The sequence below is a fragment of the Psychromarinibacter halotolerans genome (genome assembly GCF_029168315.1).
Classification (GTDB): Bacteria; Pseudomonadota; Alphaproteobacteria; order Rhodobacterales; family Rhodobacteraceae; genus Psychromarinibacter; species Psychromarinibacter halotolerans.
In genome coordinates this window covers 420,925-445,617 of the sequence record NZ_JARGYD010000001.1, presented here as the reverse complement: position 1 = coordinate 445,617, position 24,693 = coordinate 420,925, and the positions used below count along the sequence as shown (strand labels likewise).

Annotated in this window: 24 protein-coding genes; 8 read left to right on the top strand and 16 right to left on the bottom strand. The window is 66.0% G+C overall.

Annotated features, from left to right (window positions below; genetic code table 11):
* Positions 1 to 16: 16 nt before the first annotated feature.
* The 13 genes from P1K30_RS02045 to dusB form a co-directional block, all read right to left on the bottom strand.
* Positions 17 to 412 (bottom strand): DUF2177 family protein, encoded by a 396-nt coding sequence (locus P1K30_RS02045; protein ID WP_275631001.1) that lies wholly within the window; start codon positions 410 to 412, stop codon positions 17 to 19.
* Between the two features lie 65 nt (positions 413 to 477).
* On the bottom strand, positions 478 to 1,407 hold the full coding sequence (locus P1K30_RS02040; protein ID WP_275631000.1) for a magnesium transporter: 930 nt from the start codon (positions 1,405 to 1,407) through the stop codon (positions 478 to 480).
* 135 nt (positions 1,408 to 1,542) lie between these two features.
* Complete coding sequence (gene hflX / locus P1K30_RS02035; protein ID WP_275630999.1) at positions 1,543 to 2,811, bottom strand: GTPase HflX; 1,269 nt, start codon at positions 2,809 to 2,811, stop codon at positions 1,543 to 1,545.
* A gap of 3 nt (positions 2,812 to 2,814) precedes the next feature.
* A complete protein-coding gene (hfq, locus tag P1K30_RS02030) occupies positions 2,815 to 3,048 on the bottom strand; it encodes an RNA chaperone Hfq (protein WP_275568185.1) in 234 nt (77 codons plus the stop codon).
* A gap of 153 nt (positions 3,049 to 3,201) precedes the next feature.
* On the bottom strand, positions 3,202 to 4,731 hold the full coding sequence (locus P1K30_RS02025; protein ID WP_275630998.1) for a TrkH family potassium uptake protein: 1,530 nt from the start codon (positions 4,729 to 4,731) through the stop codon (positions 3,202 to 3,204).
* Positions 4,732 to 4,741: 10 nt separating this feature from the next.
* Positions 4,742 to 6,118 carry a Trk system potassium transporter TrkA gene (trkA, locus tag P1K30_RS02020; protein ID WP_275630997.1) on the bottom strand — a complete coding sequence of 459 codons (1,377 nt, stop codon included), beginning with the start codon at positions 6,116 to 6,118 and terminating at the stop codon, positions 4,742 to 4,744.
* A gap of 157 nt (positions 6,119 to 6,275) precedes the next feature.
* The gene (locus tag P1K30_RS02015) at positions 6,276 to 6,884 is read right to left on the bottom strand and encodes a hypothetical protein (protein ID WP_275630996.1); all 609 of its coding nucleotides are present in this window, start codon (positions 6,882 to 6,884) and stop codon (positions 6,276 to 6,278) included.
* A 120-nt stretch (positions 6,885 to 7,004) separates the two neighbouring features.
* Positions 7,005 to 8,156: a Hint domain-containing protein gene (locus P1K30_RS02010; RefSeq protein ID WP_275630995.1), complete on the bottom strand. Its 1,152-nt coding sequence runs from the start codon at positions 8,154 to 8,156 to the stop codon at positions 7,005 to 7,007.
* 207 nt (positions 8,157 to 8,363) lie between these two features.
* The gene (gene ntrX / locus P1K30_RS02005) at positions 8,364 to 9,776 is read right to left on the bottom strand and encodes a nitrogen assimilation response regulator NtrX (RefSeq protein WP_275630994.1); all 1,413 of its coding nucleotides are present in this window, start codon (positions 9,774 to 9,776) and stop codon (positions 8,364 to 8,366) included.
* Positions 9,777 to 9,786: 10 nt separating this feature from the next.
* Positions 9,787 to 12,042, bottom strand: a complete 2,256-nt coding sequence (locus tag P1K30_RS02000) for a sensor histidine kinase NtrY-like (protein WP_275630993.1) — start codon at positions 12,040 to 12,042, stop codon at positions 9,787 to 9,789.
* A 102-nt stretch (positions 12,043 to 12,144) separates the two neighbouring features.
* The gene (locus tag P1K30_RS01995) at positions 12,145 to 13,509 is read right to left on the bottom strand and encodes a response regulator (RefSeq protein ID WP_275630992.1); all 1,365 of its coding nucleotides are present in this window, start codon (positions 13,507 to 13,509) and stop codon (positions 12,145 to 12,147) included.
* 25 nt (positions 13,510 to 13,534) lie between these two features.
* On the bottom strand, positions 13,535 to 14,617 hold the full coding sequence (locus P1K30_RS01990) for a two-component system sensor histidine kinase NtrB (protein WP_275630991.1): 1,083 nt from the start codon (positions 14,615 to 14,617) through the stop codon (positions 13,535 to 13,537).
* Positions 14,614 to 15,555 (bottom strand): tRNA dihydrouridine synthase DusB, encoded by a 942-nt coding sequence (gene dusB, locus P1K30_RS01985; RefSeq protein ID WP_420852129.1) that lies wholly within the window; start codon positions 15,553 to 15,555, stop codon positions 14,614 to 14,616. Before dusB ends, P1K30_RS01990 begins: the two co-directional genes overlap by 4 nt.
* Positions 15,556 to 15,796: 241 nt before the next feature.
* On the opposite strand from dusB, the gene P1K30_RS01980 reads away from it, so the two are divergent.
* From P1K30_RS01980 to P1K30_RS01970, 3 genes are read left to right on the top strand one after another with little or no spacing between them, the layout of a single operon-like run.
* Positions 15,797 to 16,936 carry a bifunctional 2-C-methyl-D-erythritol 4-phosphate cytidylyltransferase/2-C-methyl-D-erythritol 2,4-cyclodiphosphate synthase gene (locus tag P1K30_RS01980; RefSeq protein ID WP_275630990.1) on the top strand — a complete coding sequence of 380 codons (1,140 nt, stop codon included), beginning with the start codon at positions 15,797 to 15,799 and terminating at the stop codon, positions 16,934 to 16,936.
* Positions 16,933 to 17,427, top strand: coding sequence for a phosphatidylglycerophosphatase A family protein (locus P1K30_RS01975; RefSeq protein ID WP_275630989.1), 495 nt, complete (start codon positions 16,933 to 16,935; stop codon positions 17,425 to 17,427). The genes P1K30_RS01980 and P1K30_RS01975 overlap by 4 nt, the downstream gene beginning before the upstream one ends.
* A gap of 1 nt (position 17,428) precedes the next feature.
* Positions 17,429 to 17,914: a CinA family protein gene (locus P1K30_RS01970; protein WP_275630988.1), complete on the top strand. Its 486-nt coding sequence runs from the start codon at positions 17,429 to 17,431 to the stop codon at positions 17,912 to 17,914.
* 87 nt (positions 17,915 to 18,001) lie between these two features.
* On the opposite strand, the gene P1K30_RS01965 is transcribed toward P1K30_RS01970, so the two are convergent.
* Together P1K30_RS01965 and P1K30_RS01960 are read right to left on the bottom strand one after the other, a co-directional pair.
* Positions 18,002 to 19,330, bottom strand: a complete 1,329-nt coding sequence (locus P1K30_RS01965) for an MmgE/PrpD family protein (protein WP_275630987.1) — start codon at positions 19,328 to 19,330, stop codon at positions 18,002 to 18,004.
* A gap of 87 nt (positions 19,331 to 19,417) precedes the next feature.
* Positions 19,418 to 19,864, bottom strand: a complete 447-nt coding sequence (locus tag P1K30_RS01960) for a type II toxin-antitoxin system RatA family toxin (RefSeq protein ID WP_275630986.1) — start codon at positions 19,862 to 19,864, stop codon at positions 19,418 to 19,420.
* Between the two features lie 72 nt (positions 19,865 to 19,936).
* On the opposite strand from P1K30_RS01960, the gene hpt reads away from it, so the two are divergent.
* The gene (gene hpt, locus P1K30_RS01955) at positions 19,937 to 20,488 is read left to right on the top strand and encodes a hypoxanthine phosphoribosyltransferase (RefSeq protein ID WP_275630985.1); all 552 of its coding nucleotides are present in this window, start codon (positions 19,937 to 19,939) and stop codon (positions 20,486 to 20,488) included.
* Here the strand turns inward: hpt and P1K30_RS01950 are convergent.
* Positions 20,466 to 21,383: a tetratricopeptide repeat protein gene (locus P1K30_RS01950; protein ID WP_275630984.1), complete on the bottom strand. Its 918-nt coding sequence runs from the start codon at positions 21,381 to 21,383 to the stop codon at positions 20,466 to 20,468. The genes hpt and P1K30_RS01950 overlap by 23 nt on opposite strands.
* A gap of 108 nt (positions 21,384 to 21,491) precedes the next feature.
* On the opposite strand from P1K30_RS01950, the gene P1K30_RS01945 reads away from it, so the two are divergent.
* The 4 genes from P1K30_RS01945 to P1K30_RS01930 all read left to right on the top strand — a co-directional run bounded on the left by P1K30_RS01945 (position 21,492) and on the right by P1K30_RS01930 (position 24,668).
* On the top strand, positions 21,492 to 21,671 hold the full coding sequence (locus P1K30_RS01945) for a hypothetical protein (protein ID WP_275630983.1): 180 nt from the start codon (positions 21,492 to 21,494) through the stop codon (positions 21,669 to 21,671).
* A 257-nt stretch (positions 21,672 to 21,928) separates the two neighbouring features.
* Positions 21,929 to 22,819 carry a c-type cytochrome gene (locus P1K30_RS01940; protein ID WP_275630982.1) on the top strand — a complete coding sequence of 297 codons (891 nt, stop codon included), beginning with the start codon at positions 21,929 to 21,931 and terminating at the stop codon, positions 22,817 to 22,819.
* Positions 22,820 to 22,983: 164 nt separating this feature from the next.
* A complete protein-coding gene (locus P1K30_RS01935; protein WP_275630981.1) occupies positions 22,984 to 23,994 on the top strand; it encodes a C4-dicarboxylate TRAP transporter substrate-binding protein in 1,011 nt (336 codons plus the stop codon).
* Positions 23,995 to 24,050: 56 nt separating this feature from the next.
* Entirely contained in the window at positions 24,051 to 24,668 is a 618-nt protein-coding gene (locus P1K30_RS01930) for a TRAP transporter small permease subunit (RefSeq protein ID WP_275630980.1), read from the top strand.
* Positions 24,669 to 24,693: the final 25 nt, after the last annotated feature.

Here is a 24,693-nt window from a genome sequence, read left to right as displayed (position 1 = left end):
CCGGTTCCCAGTCTCGCTAGGTGAACGCCCGTGTGATGGTCACGCCGCCCACGGCGGCGACCGTGGTCAGGAGCGTGCCCCACGTCAGGTCCAGCGCCACCATCGACCAATGCCACGGCTTCAGCGTGGCAAGGTTGGTGAACTCGTAGGTGCCGTAGGCCACGGCCCCGAACAGCGCCGCGTTCAACACCAGCCGGGACAACGGGACATCGCCCGTCATGGCGGGCCATGTCACCAGCCAGCACAGCACGGCCACGTAAAACAGATAGAACACCGCCGCCGGTGCAAGGCGGAAGGCCAGCAGGTCGCCGATGTGGCGTTCGAACGCGGGGCGGATCATCAGCGTCAGCCCGACTGCGTCCAGCGCAAGGAAGATGGCGCAGGTGGTCGCGTAAAGGATAAGGAATGTCATGGCGGTTCTATTGTTGTTCCGTGTTATAAGACGATACGCCCCCTGCCGGGGATCGGATCAGTCTTTCACAACACGAACAGCGACACCGACACGAAGTAGATAGCCAGGCTCGCCGCGTCCTGGATGACGGTGCAGACCGGCCCCGACCCAAGCGCCGGGTCCGCGCCCAGTCGGTCGAAGGCCCACGGCAGCGCAAATCCCACCACCGCCGACACCGCGCCGCCGCACAGGATCGCCAGCCCGACGGCCAGCGACAGCAAGGCGTCCCCGAACACCAGCTGCACCCCTGCCGCTGCCAGCCCGCCAAGCGACAGGCCGATGCCGATCCCGATGATCATCTCGTCGCGCAGAAGGCGCCCGATTTCGATCTTCTCTTCCGCCAGCGCCCGGACCGACACCGACACCGCCTGCGACCCGATGGCCCCCGCGATGTAGACCAGCGCGGGCACGAAGAAGGCCACGGCGACATTCGCCTCCAGCGCCTCTTCGAAACCAACCATCACAAGCGTCACCAAAGACGACGCCAAAAGGCCGAAGACCAGCCACGGCAGCCGCCGCCGAAGCCGGTCGGACAGCGGCGCGTTCAGCGACGCGCCCGGCCCTTCCGCGTGCGGGCTGATCCCGGCGCTATGCTGAAGGTCCTCGAAATGCTCTTCGCGCAGGATCCGGAACAGCTCGGACGGTGGCACCGCGCCCAGAAACCGGCCCTCGGCGTCCAGCACCGGCACCGCGATCATCCCGCATCGCATCGCCAGCGCCGCAAGCTCGTCCTGATCGGTGTCGGGCGTCACCGTCCCGACGACCGGCGACATGACCTCGGCCAGCGTCTGCCCCTGTCCCGCGATAAGTTCGGGCAGGCCGACAGTGCCCAACAGCCGCCCCTCGGCGTCGGTCACGAACACCGTGTCGGCCGCGTCGAACCTTTGGCCCCGAAGGCGCTGTGACAGGTCGGCAACCGGGGTATCCGGTGCCGCCGTCGGCACCCGCGCTGACATGTGCGCGCGGGCCTCGTCATGGACAGGAGGAGTCTGGGGGTCAGGCAGGTCTCGCATCGGGTGTGCCTTCAGGGTCGGAACGGGTCGTGGCAAAGACTAGACCAGCCACGACCGACTGTCCCGCGGCAACACCGCCTATAGATCGCGGAAGCGTTTTTCCTGACGTGCGGTCCAACGAACCTTCAGATCGAACCCGTCTTCGGACTGAGTCTCGGCCTCGATCACGCCTTCCTCGTGCAGCCACGCACGGCGGCGCCCGTCGGCGAAATCAAGATGCAGCTCGCGCTCGGTCTTTTCCTCTTCCAGCGCGACCGAAACAGAGTCGAACAGCCGGTGCAGCCCCGACCCGGTCCAAGCCGAAACGGGGAAAACCGCGTCGTTGCGCTCGGCCAGCGCCATCAGCGTCTCGCGCCGGTCGCCGGTCACAAGGTCCATCTTGTTCCAGACCTCGATCATCGGCGTGTCCTCGGCCACGCCCAGCTCCTGCAGGATCGCCTCGACGTCCTCGGCCTGTTCCTCGCTTTGCGGGTGGCTGATGTCGCGGACGTGCAGGACCAGATCGGCTTCCAGCACTTCTTCCAGCGTGGCGCGGAAGGCGGCGACCAGCTGCGTCGGCAGGTCGCTGATGAAGCCCACCGTGTCCGACAGGATCACCTCGCGCCCCGAGGGCAGCGTCACGCCGCGCATGGTCGGGTCCAGCGTGGCGAACAGCATGTCCTTCGCCATCACGTCGGCGCCGGTCAGACGGTTGAACAGGGTCGATTTGCCAGCGTTGGTGTACCCCACCAGCGCCACCACCGGAAACGGCACCTTGCGCCGCGCGGCGCGGTGCAGTTCGCGGGTCTTCACGACCTTTTCCAGCTGCCGCCGCAGGCGCACAAGCTGTTCGTCGATCGCACGGCGGTCAGCCTCGATCTGCGTTTCGCCGGGACCGCCGACGAAGCCAAGCCCGCCGCGCTGCCGTTCAAGGTGGGTCCATGCGCGCACCAGCCGGGTCCGCTGGTACGACAGCGCCGCCATCTCGACCTGAAGCACACCCTCGCGGGTGCGTGCGCGGTCGCTGAAGATCTCAAGGATCAGGCCCGTCCGGTCAAGGATCTTGACCTTCCATTCCTTCTCGAGATTGCGCTGCTGCACCGGGCTGACGGGCCCGTCGATCAGAACAAGATCGATCTCGGCCTCTTCCAGCCGCTTGCCCAGCTCTTCGACCTTGCCGGATCCGAACAGCATCCCGGGATGCGCCTTCGGCAACCGCACGACTTCAGAGCCGATCACCTTGAGATCGGGCAACGCCGCGGCAAGCGCCACGGCCTCTTTCAGCGCGGGCTGAGCCTCGCGCGCGTCTCTGTCGGAAGTGATGTCCGGGTGCAGGACCCAGGCATACGTAAGGTGTGGATCGCCCAAGCTTCAGTCGTCACCGTCATACAGGTTGATCGGCTGGCTCGGCATGATCGTCGAGATCGCGTGCTTATATACCAGCTGCGACTGGCCGTCGCGGCGGAGGAGCACGCAGAAATTGTCGAACCAGGTGATCACACCTTGAAGTTTCACGCCATTGATAAGGAAAATCGTCACCGAGACTTTCGTCTTCCGGACATGATTCAGAAATGCGTCCTGCAAATTCTGCTTGTCGGCAGCCATTGGTTTTTTACCCTTTTTCGTTCTGCCGCGGACTGTCCCGCTTATTGTCAGTGAATTCGAGTATGTACGGGAACATATCGGGATTCCAGCCCCAAAAAAGCCGCTACCGATTGAAAAGGGAGCATTTTGCGCCCCCGCCGTGCGAGCGTCGCGTCAATTCCGCCAGAACTCGGGGTTGAGCAACGCGATGATCACAAGCGTCTCCAGCCGCCCCAGCACCATCGACGCGGTCAGGATCCATTTCGCCGCATCGCTCAGCGTGGCGTAGCTGATCGGCACGGATTCGGCGATGCCGGCCAAGGGGCCGGTGTTCGACAGCGCGGCGATGGTCAGCACGGTGGTCTGGTCGAAATTCAGCCCAGTCAGCGACAGCGCCAACATCACCACCGCAATCGACATGGCGAACAGCATGAAGAAGATCCACGCCACATAGGCGCCCCGCGTCCGCAGGTGGCGGGCGAAGACACCCGACCCGCCGACGGAACTGGGATGCACCAGCCGTTCCAGTTCGCGGATGCCGTGCTTGTACAGGGCATAGACCCGCAACAGCTTTACGCCGCCCGCCGTGGTCGCCACACCGCCGCCGATCAGGGCCAGCCCCATCAGCACCAGCCCCGGCGTCTCTAGCCCGGACCACGCCTGCGCGGTGTCCCAGTGGGTGCTTTCGAAGCCGGTGGTCGTCAGGAAGGACAGCACGGTGAACACCCCGCCCCACAGCGCGGCGAAGCCCTGCGCGGCAAGCACGCCGAAGTTGCCGACGTTCTCGATCTCGATGGCACCCCACCAATGGCGCAGGAACAGGAACAGCGGCACCAGCACGACCAGCCCCGCCGCCATCCGAAGCTCGGGGTCGCGGCGGATGCGCTTGCGGCGCCGGACGTTGCCGTCGCGCTCGAACGTGCGACGCGACAGGGCGAAGCCAAGAAACAGCAGAATAACCATCTCGCCGCCGATGCCGGACTGCGCGCCGGTGGTGCCGCCGACCGGAGAGATCCCGCTGGTCGCCAGCGTCGACATCGCGTGGCTGACCGCCACCAAAGGCGTGTCGCCCGCCACAAGCAGCAGCACGAAGGCGACAAGCGTCAGGATGAAGTAGATCGGGAACAGCATGTAGGCATAGCGCCGCAGCCGCATCTGCGGGTCGGCCACCTGCTGGATCTGGGTCAGGCCCGAATCCGCCGTATCGCCCCGGTCGCCCAGAACTTCGAACCCGCCAAGGCTTAGCGGCGCCATGATCGCGATCGCGGTCACCCAGACAAGGAAACCGCCCATCCAGCCGACCAGCGCGCGCCACAGGTGGACCGCGCCCGTCAGCCGCCCGGGATCGGGATAGACCGACGCGCCGGTGGTGGTCAGCGACGACACCATCTCGAAATAGGCGTTGAAATAGCGGGTGTCGCCGACGGCTTCGTACAGCGGGACCGCCAGCATCGCGGGCAGCACGGCATAGGCCGCCAGCAAGGCCAGCAAGTGGCTGCGTGCCTGCCGTCTCACCCCATAATTCGACACGGCGACACCGATCATCGCCGACAGGGTCATGAAGATGATGCCAGAGAACAGGAAGGCCCGCGCGCTGTCCCAGTCTCGCACCGCGCCCGCATAGATCGCGGGCAGGAACATCGACGCCGCGCCGATCATCATCAGCAGGACGATCAGCGGAAGACCTAGGATACGGCTTGGCATCGGGCCCGCCTCAGAAGAAGTCGATCGAGACCTGCAGCAGCCGCTCGACCTCCGGAACGTCCGCCGACAACGAGAAGATGGCGATCACGTCGCCCTCGTCGATCCGCATGTTGCCCGCCGGACGGCGCATCTCGCCGTTCTTCATCACGCCGCCGACCAGCACGCCTTCGGGAAAGTCGATGTCGCGCAGCAGCTGGCCCGCGATGGGCGAGGTCGACAGCACCTGTGCCTCGATCACCTCGGCCTCGGCATCGCCGATGGAATAGACCTCGCGGACGCGGCCATGCCGGATGTGGCGCAGGATCGAACTGACCGTGGTGGTCCGCGGGTTGATGATGGCGTCGATGTCCAGCGGGATCATCAGCGACGCCAGCGACTGGTCGTTGATCAGGCAGATCGACAGCTTGGCCCCGGCGGCCTTGGCGCGCACGCAGGCAAGGATGTTGGTCTTGTCGTCGTCGGTGACCGCAAGGATGGCGTCGGCCTTGGCGACGTTCGCCTCTTCCAGCAGTTCCATGTTCAGGCCGTCGCCATGCAGCACGATGGTCCGTTCCAGCGCGTCGGCGGCGCGTTCGGCCACGGGGCGGCTTTTCTCGATCACCTTCATCCGCACCCGGTCGGCCTGACCTTCCAGCGCCTTGGCCACCGCAAGCCCGACGTTGCCGCCGCCCACGATGACCGCGCGCCGGGTCTTCACGACCTCTTTGCCGAAGATCTCCAGCGCCCGGTCGGCATCGTCGACATGGGCGAAGACGTAGATCTCGTCGTCCACGAACAGCTGATCGCCCGGTTCCGGCGCGAACAGCCGCCCCGACCGGCGCACGCCGACCACGATGGCGCGCAGGGTCGAGAACAGGTCCGACAGCTGGTTCAGCGGCGTGTTCACCACCGGGCAGTCCTCGTCCAGCACGATGCCCATGAGCTGGGCCTTGCCGCCAAGGAAGCTTTCGGTGTCGAACGCCGCGGGGTGCCTCAGGCGGCGCAGGGCGGCGTCGGCCACCTCGCGCTCGGGGCTGATCACCACGTCGATCGGCATGTGCTCGCGCCGGTACAGGTCGCTGTAGATCGCGTTCAGGTAGGACTGACTGCGCAGGCGCGCGATTTTCTTCGGCACGCTGAACACGGAATGCGCCACCTGGCAGGTGACCATGTTCACCTCGTCCGAGTGGGTCGCGGCGATGACCATGTCCGCGTCGCGCGCACCGGCGGCGTCCAGAACGTCCGGGTACGAGGCAAAGCCCGAGATCCCCTGCACGTCCAGCGTATCGGTCGCGCGGCGCACGAGGTCGGGGTTGTTGTCCACGACGGTGACGTCGTTGCGTTCGCCCGACAGGTGGCGGGCGATCTGCCAGCCGACCTGACCCGCGCCGCAGATGATGACTTTCATGCGCCTGTCGCCCTGCTTGCCGTCAAACTCATCCCAGTCGCCAACCGATGGCACGGGGCGCGTGCGGGGTCAATGCACCTGCAGAATCCGGGGGTTGCCCCGAAACGGGTCCCGACACCGCCCTGATCCCGAACCGACCGCGCAGGCGGACAGGGCCTCAGCGCGCCTTGGCGGCGGCCCATTCCCGTTTCATCCGGAATACCTCGGACCGTTCGATCCAGGTGTAGTGGTCGTCCTCCAGCACCGGAGCCCAGTACAGGACGCCCCGCCCCTCGCGCCACGGATCAAGAACGATGCCCTGGTTCCAGGCCGCGCCCTTGGCGCTGACGATGACGGTCGAATGCTCGATCCGGATGTTGTCGGCGTTGGCAATGGCGCGGTGGAAGTCGACGGTCTGGAACCCTTCTTGCCGCAGGCGGGCCTCCAGATCGTCGGCCCAGTCCTTGCACAGGCCACGGGGCTTGATCCCCATGTTGACCTTCACGTTGTGGACCAGCGGCGGATCGACCGCGCGGTAGCGCGGCGCCAGCGTGTACAGCGGGTATTCGACCGCGATCTCGGCGATGCGCGCGGCCTCTGCCGGATCGATCGCTGGCGACAGCGCAAGGATGCCCTGTGTCAGCGCCGCGATCTTGGTCTGCTCGGGCACGCCACTGGTGCCGACGGTTTCGCGCTGCCCGGCCGAGGTGACCTCGGCCACCGGCGGCGTCGAACCGCAGCCTGCGGCGGCAAGAAGCGAAAGCAGAAGTGCTGCCTTGCGGATCATGTTCACGTCCCTCGACCTCAACCCGATGCCCCGGGGTGCTACCCCGTTCGCCGGTCCCTGTCGAGAGCCGCCCATGCTTCGGGCCGCTGAACGCCCCTATGGCGTTGCAGGTGCGCCGCGTCAGCCGCTGGCCTTCCACGCCCCCGCGCGCCCCTCGTCCAGCCGCTCTTTCAGCGCCTCTGGCAACAGGCGCACCGAGGCGACGCGCGGCAGGTCCATCTCGGGGATCAGCCGGTCGGCACCGTACAGCGCAAGATAGTCGGAATGGTTGTCGTACAGGCCCCTGCCCGCCACATCGGCGAAGCTTTCGACGGGGACGCCTTCGGCCAGCAGAACCTCGTGCGCGTCGGTCTCGATATGCCAGTACGTGATCCGCGCGGGCAGCGTCGCATGCGGCACGAAGGCGATCTCGTCCCCGTTCACCAGCGCGCCCGCGTTCACCAGCAGGCCGTCAAGCACGATGCCGTGATCGGCGGTGACGACAAGGTCGCGCGACGGCAAACCGATCCCCAAAGACCCGGCGCGCAGCCGCACAGGTTCCAGCCGGGCGGCCATCGTGCCGCGCAGCCGCACCTCTTGCCGGAACACAAACCGGACCGGAACCGATCGCCCGTCCGAGGTCAGGACGGCATCGCCCGGGGCAAGGTCTTCGATGGCACGGGGCCCCTTGGGCGTCTCGATCCGGGTCCCGGTCAGGAAGCAGTTCGCCGCCCCCGGCGTAATCCCCTGATCGGCCCAGACGTCGTCGCCGTCCTCGACCCGGCTGGTCGAATTGCCGATAGTATCATCCACGCCCTGTTCGGTGGGGCCGACCTGAGACGCGCTCGGATGCGACACAAGCAGCGCGTTGACCGCCGCCGTGACATCGGCGCCGTCCGCGTTCGCGCCCTGAAACACCACGTATTCATCATCCGTCGCGTTATACAGGATCACGACATCGCCGTCCGACAGCGTCAGTTCGCCGTCCGTGTACTGGGACGCGGCGCCGTTGACGTTCTGGATCGCGTTCGCGTTGTCCACGCCGTCGACCAGCACAAGATAGTCGCCCGGTGCGATGATCGTGCCGGGGTCCAGCGTGGCCTTCAGGACGTTGTCCTCCCACAGCTGCCAGCCCGAGACGTCCACGGATGCGCCGCTGGTGTTGTAAAGCTCGATGAACTCGTCCTGCGCGTCGACGCTGCCGTCGCCGTTCAGGTCGTGTCCCGCCCCGAAGGGAATTCCGCCGATTTCGTTGATCACCACGCCGGCCAGCGTTGCGGTCGTCTGTACCATGATCCGGGCCTCCGTCGCTCGTCCCCGACCGCCCCGGTTCTCTGGCGCGGTCCCCTTATGCCCCCGCGCGCCGCCAGCGAATTCTTCGCAGCCGTCGCGGACCGGCGCCGCATCCCGGCGCACGCACGACGCTAAAACAGCGAAAGCGGCGCTTTGATGGCGCCGCTTTCCCGTATTTCATAGCATTTTAAGGGTCTTGCCGGAAGATCAGCCGGTGCGCAGCGCCTCTTCCTCGACCGTGGCGATCCGGCTGCCTGCCTTGTTGGTCGTGACCACGCCCAGCGACTTCAGCTTGCGGTGCAACGCCGAGCGTTCCATGCCGACGAAGCTGGCGGTGCGGCTGATGTTGCCGCCGAACCGGTTGATCTGGGTCAGCAGGTATTCCCGCTCGAACAGTTCACGCGCCTCGCGCAGCGGCAGCGTCGCAAGCGAGCCCGACAGCACCACCTTGCCGTCGTCCTGCCCCTGCGGCTCGGACTGGGGCAGTTCGGCGGCCGAGATCTGGCCCGTGCCGTCGCCAAGGATCAGCACCCGCTCGATCACGTTCTTCAGCTGGCGGACGTTGCCCGGCCAGACCATCGTCTGCAAAAGCGCGACGGCCTCTTCGGACAGGTCGCGCTGCGGCAGGCCCTGCGTCTTGTTGAAGCCCTCGATGAAGTATTCCGCCAGCGTCGGGATGTCCTCGCGGCGGTCTTCCAGCGAGGGCACGATGATCGGCACCACGTTCAGGCGATGATACAGTTCCTGCCGGAAGCGGCCCGCGTCGATCTCGGTCTGCAGATCGCGGTTCGTGGACGAGATCACCCGCAGGTCCACGCGCACCTTGTCGGTGCCGCCGACGCGCTGGAAGGACTGTTCCACCAGCACCCGCAGGATCTTCGACTGGGTGCCCGAGGGCATATCGGCCACTTCGTCGAAATACAGCACGCCGCCGTGCGCCTGTTCCAGCAGGCCCGGCTCGACGCCCCGGTCGGCGCCTTCGCGGCCGAACAGGACTTCTTCCATCCGCTCGGGTTCGATCGACGCACAATTGACGGTGATGAAGGGCGCCTGTGCCCGGTTCGAATTGGCATGGATGTAGCGCGCCGCCACTTCCTTGCCCGACCCCGCCGGGCCGGTCAGCATGACGCGGCCGTTCGACTTGGTCACCTTGTCGAGGTTGTTCTTCAGCGTCTTGAACGCCGAGCTGTTGCCGATCATCTCGGTCGGCCCCTCGTCGCGGCGCTTGAGCTCCGAGTTCTCGCGGCGCAGACGCGAAGTTTCCATCGCGCGGCCGATCACGACCATCAATTGGTCGATGTTGAACGGCTTTTCGATGAAGTCGTAGGCGCCCTGCTTGATCGCCGCCACGGCGATCTCGATGTTGCCGTGGCCGGAAATGATCACGATCGGGATGCCGGGGTTGTCGCGCTTGACGGTCTTCAGGATGTCGATCCCGTCCATGCGGCTGTCCTTCAGCCAGATGTCCAGGATCATCAGGGCTGGCGGTTCGGTGTTGATTGCGGCCATGCAATCGTCCGAGTTCGCGGCCAGCCGCGTGGCATAGCCTTCATCCTCCAAAATATCGGAGATCAGCTCGCGAATATCGCGCTCGTCATCGACTATAAGAATATCGCTCATGACTGCTTCCTCATACGGCAAGTTCGGTTTTTTGTTGGGCCACGTCCTGCGGCACAAGCGGCAGGCGTATTTCGGCCCGGGCGCCGTGGCGGGCGCCCGGGGTAAACGGATCTGCATCGACCAGCGCCAGCGTACCGCCGTGCTCTTCGATGATCTTCTTCACGATGGACAGGCCAAGGCCGGTCCCTTTCTCGCGTGTGGTCACGTATGGCTCGAACAAACGCGACCGGTCGGGCGGCAGGCCGATGCCGTTGTCGTCTATGGTGATCGTCGCACCATTGCGGCCAAGCCTCATCGCGACGTGCACCTGACCGGGATAGTCTGCCTCACCTGAACTTTCCCGATAGGATTCAATCGCTTCTCCGGCATTCTTGATCAAGTTCGTCAACGCCTGACTGATCATCGTGGCGTCGATGTCGCCCAGCACCGCGTCCGACGGGATGTCCGCCGTGACGGTAACGCCCTCTTGCTGCGCGTCTTCCTGCAAAAGCACCGCGTCGCGCACCAGCCGGGCAAGATCCTGCACCCGGCGTTCGGGTTCCGGCATCCGGGCGAATTTCGAGAACTCGTCCACGATGCGGCGCAGGTCGTTGGTCTGGCGGATGATGACCTCGGTCATCTGCTCCAGCCGGTCGGGGTCGCCGACCTCGCGCCCGAACTTGCGCTGAATGCGTTCGGCGGACAGCTGGATCGGGGTCAGCGGGTTCTTGATCTCGTGCGCGATACGGCGCGCGACGTCACCCCATGCGGCCATCCGCTGCGCGCTGACCAGGTCTGTCACGTCGTCGAACGCAATCACGTAGCCTTCCAACGACCCGTCGTCGTAGGTCCGCACCGCCATCCGGACAAGCAGGTTCTCCAGCTTGCCCTTGCGCATCATCTTGATCTCTTCCTGCACCGTCTCGCCCACGGCGGCCCGCAGACGGCCGAACAGCGGCGCGAACTCGGGCACAAGGTCGTGCAGGCTTCCGGAATGCAGGTCGGGGTCCAGCCCCAGCAGGCGCGCGGCAGAGCGGTTGATGAACGTCACCTCGCCCTGCTCGTCCAGCCCCATGACCCCCGCCGTGACCGAGCTGAGCACCGAGTCGAACAGGCGCCGCCGCCGTTCGATCTGGGCGTTGTTTTCCAGCATGGTGTCGCGCTGCGCTTTCAACTGACGGGTCATCTGGTTGAAGATCCGGCCCAGCATGGCGATCTCGTCGTCGCCCTTCTCTTCGCGGATCTGCACGTCCATGTCGCCCGCGCCCACGCGCTGTGCCGCGCCGGTCAGGCGGCCCACCGGGCGAGACAGGCGTTCGGCGAACCACAGGCCCAGCCAGATCGCCGCCAGCACAAGGATCACCGCGAAGCCAAGGTAAACCAGCCCGAACTCGAACACGATCTTGCCCCGGTCGCTTTCCAGCTGGTTGTACAGGTTCACCGTCTCGCGCGTGTCGTCCAGCAGGCGCAGGATTTCGCCGTCGACGCTGCGCGAGACGTACAGCAACCGGTCGACGTATTCGTCCAGCGCCACGATGGCGCGGAACTCGTTCACGTCCCAGTCTTCGATGATCACCGTCTCGCCGTTGCGGGCGCGTTCCAGCAGCTCGGCGTCGGGCTCTTCGAAATCGAACAGATAGCTGCGTTCGCCCCGGGCGCGGATCTCGCCGGCGCCGTTGATGATGAAAGCCTCGCGCAGGCCGCGCTGGATCTGCGCCTGTCCCTGCGTCAGGATTTGCCGAAGCTGCCCGTCGGACACGGAAAAGACGCTGCGGCGGGCGGCGTTCAGGTACTCGGCCAGCGCCTCGGCGTCCTGCGTCAGGTCCTGCCGGTGCTCTTCCTCATAGGCTTGCGCCGCGCTCAGGGACGAGCCCAGCACCGTGCGCACCCGGTCCGAAAACCAGCCTTCAAGCCCGAAGTTCACCGTGATCACCGCGAAGACGGCCACCAGCACCGCCGGGGCCAGCGCCACGATCGCGAACACGCCGGTCAGACGCAGGTGCAACCGCGACCCCGCCGACCGGGCCCGCCGCGCGGCGATCATTGCCGCGACGCGCTGCAACACCAGTGCGGCGATAACCATCGCATAGACGATGTCCGCCAGCAGGACGATGCGCAGCCCACGAGAGCCGTTTCCCTGCCCCAGCGGGCCGAGAACGAGGAAGGTGGCCGCCGCCAGCAACGGTCCAAGGATCACCAGCCCAATCGTGGCGGCGTTCTGAACCCTGCGCTGTCGACGGAGCCTGCTCAGACGCTCCCAATTGAGACGTCGTACGGCTGTGCGCACGAGACTCACCTCACTATCCAGCCGCCCGAGGGCGGCGCTACCGCAACACTGAGTGGTCTTTGATACCGCCTGCGGCGGCAATGCCACTCTTATGTTGCGGTTTTACATCAACTTGCGCCGCCTTGTCACCTGAATATCGAGATCGGTGATCTTTTTACGAAGCGTGTTCCGGTTGATGCCCAGCAGATCGGCACATTTGGCCTGATTGCCGCCGGTGGCGTCGAGAGCGATTTCTATAAGCGGGAGTTCGACTTCGCGGAGGATCCTCGCGTAAAGTCCCGGCGGCGGAAGCACACCGCCGTGCAGGTCGAAATAGCGCCGAAGATGCTTGGCGACGCTCGACGAAAGCTTGTCGCCGTCGCTTCCGCCCTGCAACGGCTCCATCGCGGGCTGGTTGCCAAGGACCTGCTCAGTCTCTGCGCGGGTGATTTCCTCTTCGGCCGAGGTGACCAGTAGACGGCGGATCGTGTTTTCAAGCTGGCGCACGTTGCCGGGCCACGAATAGGCGCGGATCAGGTCCAGCGCCTGCTCGGTGAACCGGCGGGCCGGCAGGCCGTCGCGTTCGGACCGGGCAAGGAAATGCTCGGCCAGCAGCGGGATGTCGTCCACTCGTTCCCGCAGCGACGGCACGTTCAGCGTGACGCCGGACAGGCGATAGAACAGATCCTGCCGGAACGCGCCCGCTTCCATCTTGTTGCCAAGATCGGCCTGACTGGTGGCCATGACCCGCGGCGCGTTGTCGGTGAAGCTGTCCAGCATCCGCACGATCCGCGCCTGCGCGTCGTCATCCAGATCGCCGACCTCGTCGAACAGGATCGACCCGTTCTTGGCGCGGCTGATCAGCGTGGCGGGACCGTCCATCGTTGCAAGGTCGGACGCGCTGGCCACCACGAAAGGCAGCGTGCGGCGGTCCGAGAAGTCGTGAATCGCCCGCGCGATCAAGGACTTGCCGGTGCCACTTTCACCCGTGATCAGAACCGCCAGTTCCGTGTTCATCACCCGAGCGACAAGCCGGTACAACGCCTGCATCGCGGGGGTGCGGCCCACCAGCGGCAGGTCGTCCTTGGTCTGCTCTTCGTTCGCGCGTTTCGGCGTGGCGCGGCGCTTGACCTCCAGCGCGCGGGCGGCGCGCTTCATCAGGTCGGGCAGGTCGAAGGGCTTCGGCAGATAATCGTAGGCGTCCTTCTCGGCCGCCTGAATCGCCGTCATGATCGTGTTCTGCGCCGAGATCACGATGACCGGCAGGCCGGGCCGTTCCTCGGCGATTTTCGGCAGCGCCTCTAGCCCGTTGCCGTCGGGCATGACGACATCCGAGATCACGAGGTCGCCTTTCCCTTCCTCGACCCAACGCATCAGGGTCACCATCGAGGACGTCGCGTGCACCTTGCAGCCGGCTCGGGTCAGGGCCTGCGTCAGCACCGTGCGGATCGTGCGGTCGTCGTCCGCGACCAGAACTGTACCGTCCATTAGTTGGGCTCCTTGCCAGAGATGTTCATTCGTCCCGCGCCTCTTTCGGCGCGATAGGAAGAGAGATGCGGAACACGGTGCGTCCGGGCACCGAATCCACCGAGATCCAGCCGTCGTGGTCGGATATGATCTTGCTCACCAACGCGAGGCCTAGCCCGGTGCCGTTCTCGCGGCCCGACACGAAGGGTTCGAAGATGTCGCCCTGCATGTCCTCGGGGATCCCGGGGCCGTCGTCGATGATCTCGATCTGAAGCGGCAGCGCGCCGCCTGCCCCGTCGCGCCGGCGCAGCCGCAGCGACAGGTCGTAGAATGTGTGCAACCGGATCGTCCCGGCCCGCTTTGCCGACGCTTCGCTGGCGTTCTTCAGCAGGTTCAGGAACACCTGCAGCATCTGGTCGGCGTCGACATAGGTCGGCGGCAGCGAAGGGTCGAAGTCCTCGACGATCTTCATGTGTGCGCCATAACCCACCATCGCCGACTTGCGCGCCCGGTCCAGCAGGTCGTGGATGTTCACCACGCGCCGTTCCGGGGGCCGCAGGTTGCCGAACTGCTCGACCTGATCCAACAGCGCCACGATCCGGCGGCTTTCGGCAACGATCAGATCCGTCAGCTCCAGATCGCCGTTCGACAGGTTCATCGACAGAAGCTGCGCGGCGCCGGTGATCCCCGCCAGCGGGTTCTTGATCTCGTGCGCCAGCATCTCGGCCATGCCGATCGCCGATTTCGCCGCCGAGGTCACCGAATACGCCCGGCCCAGCCGATCCGCGATCTGGCGCGGCTCCATCACCACAAGAACGTGGCCCGGCATCCCGATCAACGGCGCGATCTGGATGTTGCACTGCACCGGCGCGGCATTGCCGCCCGACACGTCCACCTTGTTGATGAACAGCGGCGACAGGTCTGTGCGGACCCGGCCAAAGGATTGTTCCAGCGGCGCGTCGATCGCCAGCTTGTCGAAGACCGGCGCCCCCAGCAGGCTCCGCTGCGACGTGTTCAGGAACTGCTCGGCAGGCCCGTTGACCTCCGAGATGCAGTCATCCGGGTCGACCACGAAGGCCGGCACGGGCAAAGATGCCCAGATCGTATCACCAAGCGTGCGGACAGTCATGCTGCGGCGGCCTCCTCGCAGGCATCGAAAGCGATGGGCAGCAGGCGGCGCACCTGCGCGGCATCGCCGGTCAGGATCTCGCGCCGCAGGGCCGCCGGAGTCCGGGCGGTGTCCATGTACCAGCCCAGATGCTTGCGCACGACCTTCTGCCCCAGCGTCGCGCCGTAGAACGACAGCGACGCCTCGAAATGCTCGGCCACGAGGTCGGCCAGCGCCGCGCCCTCGGGCACCTGGGGACGCGGCGCGCCGAACAGGGCGGCGGCCACCTCGGCCAGCACCCACGGACGGCCCTGCGCCCCGCGCCCGATCATCACGCCCGCAGCGCCCGACTGCGACAGCGCGCGGCGCGCGTCGTCGGCACCAAGGATGTCGCCGTTCGCGATCACGGGCACAGACACGGCATCCACCACGCCCCGGATCGCAGCCCAGTCGGCCGCGCCCTTGTAGAACTGGCAGCGGGTGCGGCCGTGGATCGTGATCATCTGCACGCCTGCGCCCTCGGCCCGGCGGGCCAGCTCGGCGGCGTTCAGCATGTCGTCGTCCCAGCCCAGCCGCGTCTTCAGCGTCACCGGCACGTCGACGGCGGTCACCACCGCCTCGATCAGCGTCAGCGCGTGGTCGAGATCCTTCATCAGGGCCGAGCCCGAAGCCCCTGCCCCCGACGCGCTGGTGACCTTCTTCGCGGGGCACCCCATGTTGATGTCGATGATGCGCGCGCCGTTCGCCTCTACCACGCGCGCGGCCTCGGCCATCCAATGCGCCTCGCGCCCGGCCAGTTGCACGGCGGTGGCCTGTTCGCCAAAGCCAAGCTCGGCCCGCTCGCGCACGCCGGGCTTCGCCTGCACCATTTCCTGGCTTGCGACCATCTCGGACACGACAAGGCCCGCGCCGAAGCCGGACACGATCCGCCGGAACGGCAGATCGGTGATGCCAGCCATCGGAGCCAGCAGGACCGGAGGGTCTATAGGTACGGTCGCCAATCGAATGGTCAATTGCCTATTCCTTGTGCGGTTGTGTTGGTAGCTATTCCGCAAGCGATTGGAATACAATTCCTTCACGCGTATTGTGCCCCACATTTCACGATATGACTTATTTTTAATCACATTGGCCTGCAAAATGTCCTCCATTGTCACCCCGGCAGACTGGCAATAGACAGTCCGGGGCCGCACCGAGGAGCGCATGACCGACACAGCCGCCATCATCGTTGCCGCCGGACGGGGCACCCGTGCCGGGGGGGACATTGCGAAGCAATGGCAGACACTTGCCGGGCGTCGCGTCATTGACTGGACGTTAGACGCATACCGCGCTGCGGCCGGTGTGGACTGCATCGTCATGGTGCTTCACCCGCAGGAAATGCACCGCGCGGCAGAGTTTCCCGACGTCACCTCTGTGGCGGGCGGCGAGGCTCGCAGCGACTCGGTCCGCGCCGGGCTTGAGGCGCTGGCGGGCTCGAATTGTACGCATGTTCTGATTCACGACGCCGCGCGGCCGCTGGTCAGCCAGCGCATCATCTCGGACGTGCTGACCGCGTTGAAAGACGCCGACGGCGCCGCTCCGGCGCTGGAAGTCAGCGACGCGTTGTGGCGCGGGGCCGAGGGCGTGGTCACCGGACTGCAGGATCGGTCCGGCCTGTACCGCGCCCAGACGCCGCAGGGTTTTGCCTTCGACGCGATCCTTGCCGCGCATTCCGCCTTTGCCGGCACCGCCGCTGACGATGTCGAAGTGGCCCGCGCCGCCGGGATCGAGGTCGTCATGGTCCCCGGCGAGGAACGCAATCTGAAACTGACCCGCGCCTCGGACTTCCGGCGCGCGGAAGCCTTTCTTGGAGCAAGCATGGATATCAGGGTCGGCAACGGGTTCGACGTGCACCGGTTCGGCAACGGCGACCGCGTGATCCTGTGCGGGATCGAGGTTCCGCACACCCACGAACTGAAGGGCCATTCCGACGCCGACGTTGGGATGCACGCGATCACCGACGCGATCTATGGCGCGCTGGCGATGGGCGACATCGGCCAGCACTTTCCGCCCAGCGACAACCAGTGGAAGGGCGCGGACAGCGCGCTGTTCCTGCGCCACGCGGGAGAACTGGCGACGGCGCAGGGCTATGCCATCTCGAACATCGACCTGACGCTGATCTGCGAACGGCCCAAGATCGGGCCCCATGCCGCTGCGATGGCGCAGAAGATCGCCCAGATCCTTGGCATCGCGCCGGGGCGCGTGTCGATCAAGGCGACGACCAGCGAACGGCTTGGCTTTACCGGCCGCGAGGAAGGCATCGCCGCGATGGCGACCACCCTGCTGACGGGGGGCGCATCATGAGCCGGGCAATCGCGACATTCTTCGGCGTCGGGCTGCTGCCTTGGGCGCCGGGGACGTGGGGCTCTGCCGTGGCGATCCCGGTGGCGTGGGTGCTGCATGGGCTTGGCGGCTTCCCGCTGTTCGCCGCCGCGACGGTGCTGGTCTTCGTCGTCGGCTGGTGGGCCACGGCCGAGGCGACGCGCGGCAGCGACGACCACGACCCGTCCGAAATCGTGATCGACGAGGTCGCGGGGATCTGGCTGGCGCTGTGGCCGCTGTCGGCGGGCCTGTGGCATGCGGACGTGGGCGCGTGGGTGTTCCCGTGGCCGGGCTGGGTCGGCGCCTTCGTCATGTTCCGCCTGTTCGACATCTGGAAACCCGGCCCGGTGGGCTGGGCGGACCGGCGCGGCGATGCGTTGGGCGTGATGCTGGACGACGTGATCGCCGGTGTCTTCGCCGCGCTGTGCGTGGCGGTGGCGGCGGGGATCTCTCATGGGTTGCTGGGGATGTGACATGGGCAGCCGGGCCGAAACCCTTCTGACACTGGCGCGCGAGGCGGGGGCGATCATCGCCACCGCCGAAAGCTGCACCGGCGGGCTGATCGCCGGGGCGATCACCGACGTGTCGGGATCGTCCGACGTGTTCGACCGGGGCTATGTCACCTATTCCAACGCCGCCAAGCGCGGAATGCTTGGCGTGCAGGAAGAGACGCTGGTGGCGCACGGCGCCGTCAGCGAAGAGGTCGCGCGCGAGATGGCGCATGGCGCGCTGTGGCGGTCCGAGGCGACGCTGGCGGTCTCGGTCACCGGCATCGCCGGGCCGGGCGGGTCCGAGCACAAGCCGGAAGGACGGGTCTGTTTCGGTTTGGCGCAGACCGGGCTGGCGGTTCAGACGCAGACCATCGAGTTCGGCGCGCTGGGCCGCACGGCGGTGCGCGCCGCCAGCGTGGACTTTGCGCTGGACCTGCTGATCGCCGCGCTCAGGGCGCCGTCGCGTTAGGCCGTTTGAGCCCGACGCCGGTCCGGTCTGGGCCGCAAGACACGTCGTCAAAATGGGCGGCGACCGCAAGTCGTCAGCCCGACCGCGTCAGCCAGCGGTCGCGGCGGGGGTTGGGAACCGGCCGACCATGCAGCGGCAGAAGGCGCGCATTTCCGGCGCCTGACTGGTGGTGATGGCGGTCCAGAACGGCTGAAGGATTGCATCCCCCAGCAACGCCCGCGCCTTGCCGCGCAGCTTTGTCGCGCGGTCCTGCATCGGGATCGCCTGATCCAGATCGCTGACCGCCTGAATGGTGCGCCCGCCCGCAAGGCCGACGCTGACCTGCGCCGAAGGCAGCGCGATGCTGTCGTCGGGGCGGATCGTCACAAGCTTGCGCAGCTCTGCCACCGTGGCCGATGCGCAGGCCGCGTCCGAGAAGCTGTCCAACTCTCGTGTATCGACACCATCCAGCACCATCGCCGCGATATGCGGCAGGCTGTACTTGGCCTGAAGCCCGTCCTGCGGTGCCGAAACAGCGTCGCGCAACACCCAGCGCGGGTTCAGCGCGACCTCTACCGTTTCGACGGTTTCCCCGGCAAGTCGCGGGCCAAGGGTTTCCAGCGCCTCGATCATCGCCTGTGCGCCGTGGGCGCAGGCGTGGAAACGGTGCGAGACGCCGTCGAAGAACCATTCCGTACCGAAACCGACCCACGCGCCCTGATCGTTGTCGCCGCCCAGCGTGGTGCAGAAATCGCCCTCGCCCACCAGCGCGCTGGGGGCCGCGCTCATCCCAAGGCTGGCCAGCGTGGCGCATTCGACGCCTGCCGCCGCAGCCGCGCCGACCTGCATCGCCTTGGCCATCGTGCCGCTTTGGCAGCCAAGCCCGGCGGCGCGGCTGGCGGCAAGGTTCAGCGCCTGCCGGTAGCGTTCGTCGTCAAGGTTCATGATCCGCGCCGCCGCCGCCGCACCGCCGATCCCGCCGGTGATCGCGGTCAGGTCGAATCCGGCCTCTGTCGGGCCTCGGCCCAGCCAGACCCCAAGCCGAACCGCAAGTTCGGTGCCCAACAGGCAGGCGTTCAGAAAGGTCGAACCGTCCGCCCCGCTGCGTTCTGATACCGCCAGCGCCGCGGGGATCACCGCCGCCGAGGGGTGCCCCTGATAAGCGTAATGCGCGTCGTCCAGTTCCAGCGCATGCGCCGCCGTGCCGTTGTAGAAGGCCGCCGACCGGGCGGGCAACTGGCGGGAACTGCCGAACAGGCTGGCCTGCGCCGCGCCGCCATCGGCCGCGACCATGTTACCAACCAGCTGTGCCACGGTCGCCTCGCGGCCTGCGAAACCGCAGATCGCCCAGTCGAACAGCGACAGCCGCATCATCGCGCGGTCCCCTTCCAGCGGTTGCGCGTTTCTGACGAACTCAACCAGGTCGTCGGTATGCATCGGCAGTCTCCTCGGCGCGCGTCGGTCGCAGAAGCTATTGCCGCAATTCGTAAAGATAGCGTTCCCGTCGCCGGGATTTCCGCCGCCTCAGCCGTACAGCGTGCGCGCGCGGTTTTCGAAGGCGGCCACGATACGGGCCATCGCCTCGTTGAAGACCAGACCGATCGCCTTTTGCAGGACGAAGTTCTTGAACTCGAAATCCACGAAGAACGACACCTCGCACCCGCCCTCTGGCAGGTCGCGGAAGTTCCACGTCGATTTCAGATATTTGAAAGGCCCGTCAATGTATTCCGTGACGATCTTCAAGTCTTTCTCGTGCAGTTCCACCCGGCTTCCGAACCGCTCGCGGAACACTTTGAAGGACACGACAAGGTCGGCCTCCATCAGTTCGCCATAGTCGGTCGGCACCACCTTGCGCACCCGCGCGGCGGCGCACCACGGCAGGAACTCTGGGTATTTCTCGACATCCGCCACAAGATCGTACATCTGGCGGGCGTCATAAGGCAGCGTGCGGGTATCGGAATGCGTGGTCATGTGGCCGTGTGTCTTCTTTTCGGTGTCAGTGTCCTGTCGTATGGTCCCGACCGGGGAATTCAAGGGGGTTACATGTCTCAGCCCGACTATGTCGTCGATACGATGATCTCGGCCAAGGCCATCGCCGCGCGCATCGAAACGCTTGCGCGCGAGATTCAGGACCGGTTCCGGGACACCGATAAGCTGGTCGTCGTGGGCCTGCTGCGCGGGTCCTTCGTGTTCATCGCCGACCTCGTCCGAGAGCTCGATCTGCCGGTCGAGGTCGATTTCCTCGAGGCGTCCTCCTACGGCGATTCGATGGAATCCAGCCGCGAGGTCCGCATCCTGAAGGACCTGCGCGGAGAGATCGCGGGGCGCGACGTGCTGGTGGTCGAGGACATCGTCGACACCGGGTTCACCCTGTCGCACGTCTTGAAGCTTCTGCAAAGCCGCGAGCCGAAACGGCTTGAAACCATTGCACTTCTCGACAAACCGTCGCGGCGCGAGGTGGACATCAAGGCAAGCTGGACCGGGTTCGAGATCCCGGACGAGTTCGTTGTTGGATATGGCATCGACTATGGCCAGCGAAACCGGAACCTGCCGTTCATCGGCAATGTCCGCTTTACCGAAGAAGGCCCGGCTTGATCTCTGCCGCCGCCGCCATCGCCGCGTCGTCCACGAATTCTGACAGATAGTCGCAGTCGGCCTCGAAGCCCGCCAGGTCGGCGGGTTCGGCCTGTTCGATCGCGACCTGGCACCACGCCCAGCCCTCAGCCGGATTGGTCCAGCCGAAATCCCATTCGATCAACCAATAGGCAAGGTTGGCCGCCGCCTGTGCATGACCCTGCTCGGCCGCCATGCGGTACAGCGCGATGGCGGCCATCGGGTCGTACGTCACGCCGTACCCGTTTGCGTACATCGCGCCAAGGTTCGACACGCCCCGCACGCTGCCCGCCTCGGCGGCGTCGTAGAACAGGCCAAGCGCATAGGGATAGTCCGGCCCCAGCCCGTCCTCGATCACGTATAACCGCCCAAGGTTGTTCATCGCCAGCGCGTTGCCCAGATCAGACGCCTGTTCGTACAGCTCTGCCGCGCGCTCCAGATCCGGCTCGTCGCCCAGCAGGCCCTTTTCGTACAGCCGCCCGAGGTTCACCATCGAATGGTGATAGCCAAGCGCGGCGGCCCGTTCGTAGTAGCCCGCCGATGTCGCCGGGTCCGACGCGGCATAATGGTGCCCAAGGTTGTGCAACGCGCGGTCGAAGTCCTGCGCTGCCGATTTCTCCCACCATTCCAGCGCCTTGGCTGTGTCCTGTTCCACTCCGTTGCCCTTGTCGTAGGCATCGGCCACAATGTTCTGGGCGTTGGCGTCGCCCGCCTCGGCGGCGGGCATCAGCACCTCAAGCGCGGCGGCATAGTCGCCGTCGATATATTCCAGCCGCGCGGCGGCGATCTCGTCCTCGGTGGGCTGGGCCTGCGGCGCGGTCGCGGCAAGGCAAAGGACAGCCGACAGGGCGCCGGACAGGAAAACGGTACGAAGCATGGCAAATGTCTCTGGCAATGAATCCGATGAACTGGGCCGCAGCTTAATGACCCCGCCGGACGGGTCAATCCGCCGTGCCGCCGAGTTTGCCACCAAGGAGCACCGCGCATGATGTGGCTTCTGCGGGCGAAACGCTGGGCGCAGAACCCGCCGTCTTGGGACCGCGTCAAGCTGGTGGCGGCCATCGTCGTGATCTGTCTGCTTCTGTTCGGCTACGAGCGGCTGTTCGGCTGGCCCGACTGGCTGACGTTGGACAGGGTTCGCGCACCGGGCCGGGTGGTGCGATAGCCGCGCGACCGAGCCGCACTCTGCATTTCCGCACACCGACGCCGCGAAATCAGCGGCTGGCCTTCTGCCGTTTCGCAGGTACCATCGCCCGCAGCAAAACCGTTTCACGGGAAAGCCAGTTATGATGGTCCTGCGCCAGCTCCCAAAGCCTGTCCGGCCCCGCCTTCGGCGCGGTTCCAGTGCGGTCGGGGCGGCTTGCGGAACCGGTCACAGGTCCTACCGTCAAACCCATTGAGACACGCATACGGGGGCACCGCATGGGCCGTATTCTTTCAATCCTCGCCGTCCTGATCGTCATCGGCGCCGCCGTCTTCTGGTACGTCACCCGGCCGGTCATGGCCGACGCAGAGGTGCTTGCGGGGCTGGAACCCGATCTGGAACGGGGCGAATGGGTCTTTTACGCAGGCGGCTGCGCCTCGTGCCACGCCCCCGAAGGCGCGTCGGGCGAGGAAAAGCTGGTCCTGTCCGGCGGGCGTCCGCTGGAAAGCGACTTCGGCACCTTCTATGCGCCCAACATCTCGTCCGACCCGGCAGAGGGCATCGGCGACTGGTCGGCGCTGGACCTGTACAACGCGATGCACCACGGCGTTTCGCCCGAGGGCAGCCACTACTATCCGGCCTTCCCCTACACCGCCTATGTCCATGCCACGCCGCAGGATATCGTGTCGCTGCATGGCTTCCTGCAAACCCTTCCGGCCAGCGACACGCCCAGCCAGCCGCACGACGTGGGCTTCCCGTTCAACATCCGGCGGTCGCTAGGCGGCTGGAAGTTCCTGTTCCTGAACGACGATTTCGTCGTGACCGCCGGGCTGGACGACACCACGACCCAAGGCCGCTATATCGCCGAGGCGCTGGGCCACTGCGCCGAATGCCATACCGAGCGCAACATTCTGGGCGGGCTGAACAAGTCGCGCTGGCTGGGCGGGGCGCCGAACCCCAGCGGCGAGGGCCGCGTGCCGAACATCACGCCCGCGGCGCTGGACTGGGCCGAGGCGGATCTGGTCGAGTATTTCACTTCGGGGTTCACCCCGATGTTCGACAGCGTCGGGGGCCACATGGCCGACGTCGTCACCAACCTTGCCGAACTGCCCGAGGCGGACCGCGCTGCGCTGGCCGCCTACCTGAAGGCCGTCCCGCCCATCGAATAGGCATCCCGCCCCTGCCCCGGATCACGCGCGTTTCAAACCCGCGTGATCCCGAAGGGTGCCGAACGCGGCTGCCGCAGGGGCAATTTTGGCTTGGTGAACGCCGCCCTCCCGGACTAGGCTGCCCGCCATGACGGGCGAATGCCCGCGACAACAGGGAGGAAACCATGACCCATTTGATGGGCAAGGCCGCGCTTGCGGCCCTTGCAACTGCGTTCGCCGGTGAAGCCATTGCCGTGGAATGGAACGTATCGGTCTGGGGCCAGCGGCGCGCGTTCACTGAACATATCGAGAAGATCGCCGAACTGGTGGAGGAGAAGTCCGGCGGCGATTTCACGATGAACGTGTCCTACGGCGGCCTGTCGAAGAACACCGAGAACCTCGACGGCATCTCAATCGGCGCGTTCGAGATGGCGCAGTTCTGCGCCGGATATCACCGCGACAAGAACCGCGCGATCACCGTGCTGGAGCTGCCCTTCATGGGCGTGTCCAGCCTAAAGGAAGAGGTCGCCGTGTCGAAGGCGGTCTACGACCACCCGGCGGTGCAGGAAGAGATGGAGCAGTGGAACGCCAAGCTGCTGATGACCTCGCCCATGCCGCAGTACAACATCGTCGGCACCGGCGACCCGCGCACCACGCTGGACGATTTCGACGGGATGCGGGTCCGGGCGACGGGCGGCATTGGCAACGCCTTCGAAAGCGTCGGCGCCGTGCCCACCTCGATGACCGCGTCGGAAACCTACAACGCGATGGAAAGCGGCGTGGTCGACACCGTCGCCTTCGCGCAGCACGCGCACCTGTCGTTCCGCACCATCGACATCGCCGACTGGTGGACCGAGAACCTGAACCCCGGCACCGTGAACTGCCCGGTGGTCGTGAACATCGACGCCTATAACGACCTGTCCGACGAGAACCGCGCGATCCTCGACGAGTCGGTCGACGAAGCCATCGCCTATTACCTTGAAAACTACGGCGAGCTTCTGAACCGCTGGGAAGAGGTGCTGGCCGAGAAGGGCGTCGAGAAGGTGCAGATCTCGGACGAGGTGCTGGCCGAGTTCCGCGAGACGGCGGGCAAGCCGATCCACGACGCCTGGATCGAGGAGATGAGCGCGCAGGGGCTTCCGGCGCAGGAACTCTACGACCTCGTTCTGGAAACGCTCGAGAAAGAGCGGATGTAACCCGACCCCGCGTCCCGGATCTGTCCCGGGGCGCGGGGCTGGCAGGCTGAATACGCATGACGACATCTTCGGTTCTTGCAGACAAAAGCGCCGTGTCGCGCGCCGATCGCGCGTGGCTGCGGCTGGAGACCACGATGAACCTGATCGGGGGCATCGTGATCTTCATGCTGGTGCTGCTGGCGGTGTGGAACGTGCTGGGGCGTAAATTCCTTGGGATGCCGGTGCCGGGATACGTGGACTGGACGCAGCAGTTCATGGCCTGCTTCGCCTTTCTCGGTCTCGCCTACTGCCAGCGCGAGGGCGGGCACATCCGCATGGACATCGTGGTCAGCCGCTTGCGCGGGCGGGGCCTGTGGTTCGCCGAGCTTCTGTCGGTGATCTTCATGCTGCTTCTGACGACCGCGCTGATCTACGGCACATGGTTCCACTTCCAGCGGTCGTTCGACTGGTCGGCGCCCTTGTGGTCGCGCGACAGTTCCATCGACATCTCGCTGCCGCTGTGGCCCGCGAAGCTTCTGGTGCCGGTGGCGCTGGCGGTGCTGTGGGTCCGGTTGGCGCTTCAGGTCTGGGGCTATGGCCGCGCCTTGCTGCGCGGCGATCCCGCGCCGGTCGCGGTGCCGCTGATCGAAGATCCGGCGACACAGGCCGCGCACGAGGCGGAGACGGTGGAATGACCCCTGCCCCCGAACTGCCCCCCGA

Bases quoted from the DNA above. Each gene is read 5' to 3' on its own strand.
- P1K30_RS01975 (WP_275630989.1), top strand. From the start codon at position 16,933: ATGAGCCGGGCAATCGCGACATTCTTCGGCGTCGGGCTGCTGCCTTGG.
- P1K30_RS01980 (WP_275630990.1), top strand. From the start codon at position 15,797: ATGACCGACACAGCCGCCATCATCGTTGCCGCCGGACGGGGCACCCGT.
- P1K30_RS02025 (WP_275630998.1), bottom strand. From the start codon at position 4,731: ATGCCAAGCCGTATCCTAGGTCTTCCGCTGATCGTCCTGCTGATGATG.
- P1K30_RS01930 (WP_275630980.1), top strand. From the start codon at position 24,051: ATGACGACATCTTCGGTTCTTGCAGACAAAAGCGCCGTGTCGCGCGCC.
- trkA (WP_275630997.1), bottom strand. From the start codon at position 6,118: ATGAAAGTCATCATCTGCGGCGCGGGTCAGGTCGGCTGGCAGATCGCC.
- P1K30_RS01965 (WP_275630987.1), bottom strand. From the start codon at position 19,330: ATGCATACCGACGACCTGGTTGAGTTCGTCAGAAACGCGCAACCGCTG.
- P1K30_RS02010 (WP_275630995.1), bottom strand. From the start codon at position 8,156: ATGGTACAGACGACCGCAACGCTGGCCGGCGTGGTGATCAACGAAATC.
- P1K30_RS01940 (WP_275630982.1), top strand. From the start codon at position 21,929: ATGGGCCGTATTCTTTCAATCCTCGCCGTCCTGATCGTCATCGGCGCC.
- hpt (WP_275630985.1), top strand. From the start codon at position 19,937: ATGTCTCAGCCCGACTATGTCGTCGATACGATGATCTCGGCCAAGGCC.
- P1K30_RS01995 (WP_275630992.1), bottom strand. From the start codon at position 13,509: ATGGACGGTACAGTTCTGGTCGCGGACGACGACCGCACGATCCGCACG.
- dusB (WP_420852129.1), bottom strand. From the start codon at position 15,555: ATGGCTGGCATCACCGATCTGCCGTTCCGGCGGATCGTGTCCGGCTTC.
- P1K30_RS01945 (WP_275630983.1), top strand. From the start codon at position 21,492: ATGATGTGGCTTCTGCGGGCGAAACGCTGGGCGCAGAACCCGCCGTCT.
- P1K30_RS01970 (WP_275630988.1), top strand. From the start codon at position 17,429: ATGGGCAGCCGGGCCGAAACCCTTCTGACACTGGCGCGCGAGGCGGGG.
- P1K30_RS02045 (WP_275631001.1), bottom strand. From the start codon at position 412: ATGACATTCCTTATCCTTTACGCGACCACCTGCGCCATCTTCCTTGCG.
- P1K30_RS02015 (WP_275630996.1), bottom strand. From the start codon at position 6,884: ATGATCCGCAAGGCAGCACTTCTGCTTTCGCTTCTTGCCGCCGCAGGC.
- P1K30_RS01960 (WP_275630986.1), bottom strand. From the start codon at position 19,864: ATGACCACGCATTCCGATACCCGCACGCTGCCTTATGACGCCCGCCAG.
- ntrX (WP_275630994.1), bottom strand. From the start codon at position 9,776: ATGAGCGATATTCTTATAGTCGATGACGAGCGCGATATTCGCGAGCTG.
- P1K30_RS01990 (WP_275630991.1), bottom strand. From the start codon at position 14,617: ATGACTGTCCGCACGCTTGGTGATACGATCTGGGCATCTTTGCCCGTG.
- P1K30_RS01950 (WP_275630984.1), bottom strand. From the start codon at position 21,383: ATGCTTCGTACCGTTTTCCTGTCCGGCGCCCTGTCGGCTGTCCTTTGC.
- hfq (WP_275568185.1), bottom strand. From the start codon at position 3,048: ATGGCTGCCGACAAGCAGAATTTGCAGGACGCATTTCTGAATCATGTC.
- P1K30_RS02040 (WP_275631000.1), bottom strand. From the start codon at position 1,407: ATGTCAGCGCGGGTGCCGACGGCGGCACCGGATACCCCGGTTGCCGAC.
- P1K30_RS01935 (WP_275630981.1), top strand. From the start codon at position 22,984: ATGACCCATTTGATGGGCAAGGCCGCGCTTGCGGCCCTTGCAACTGCG.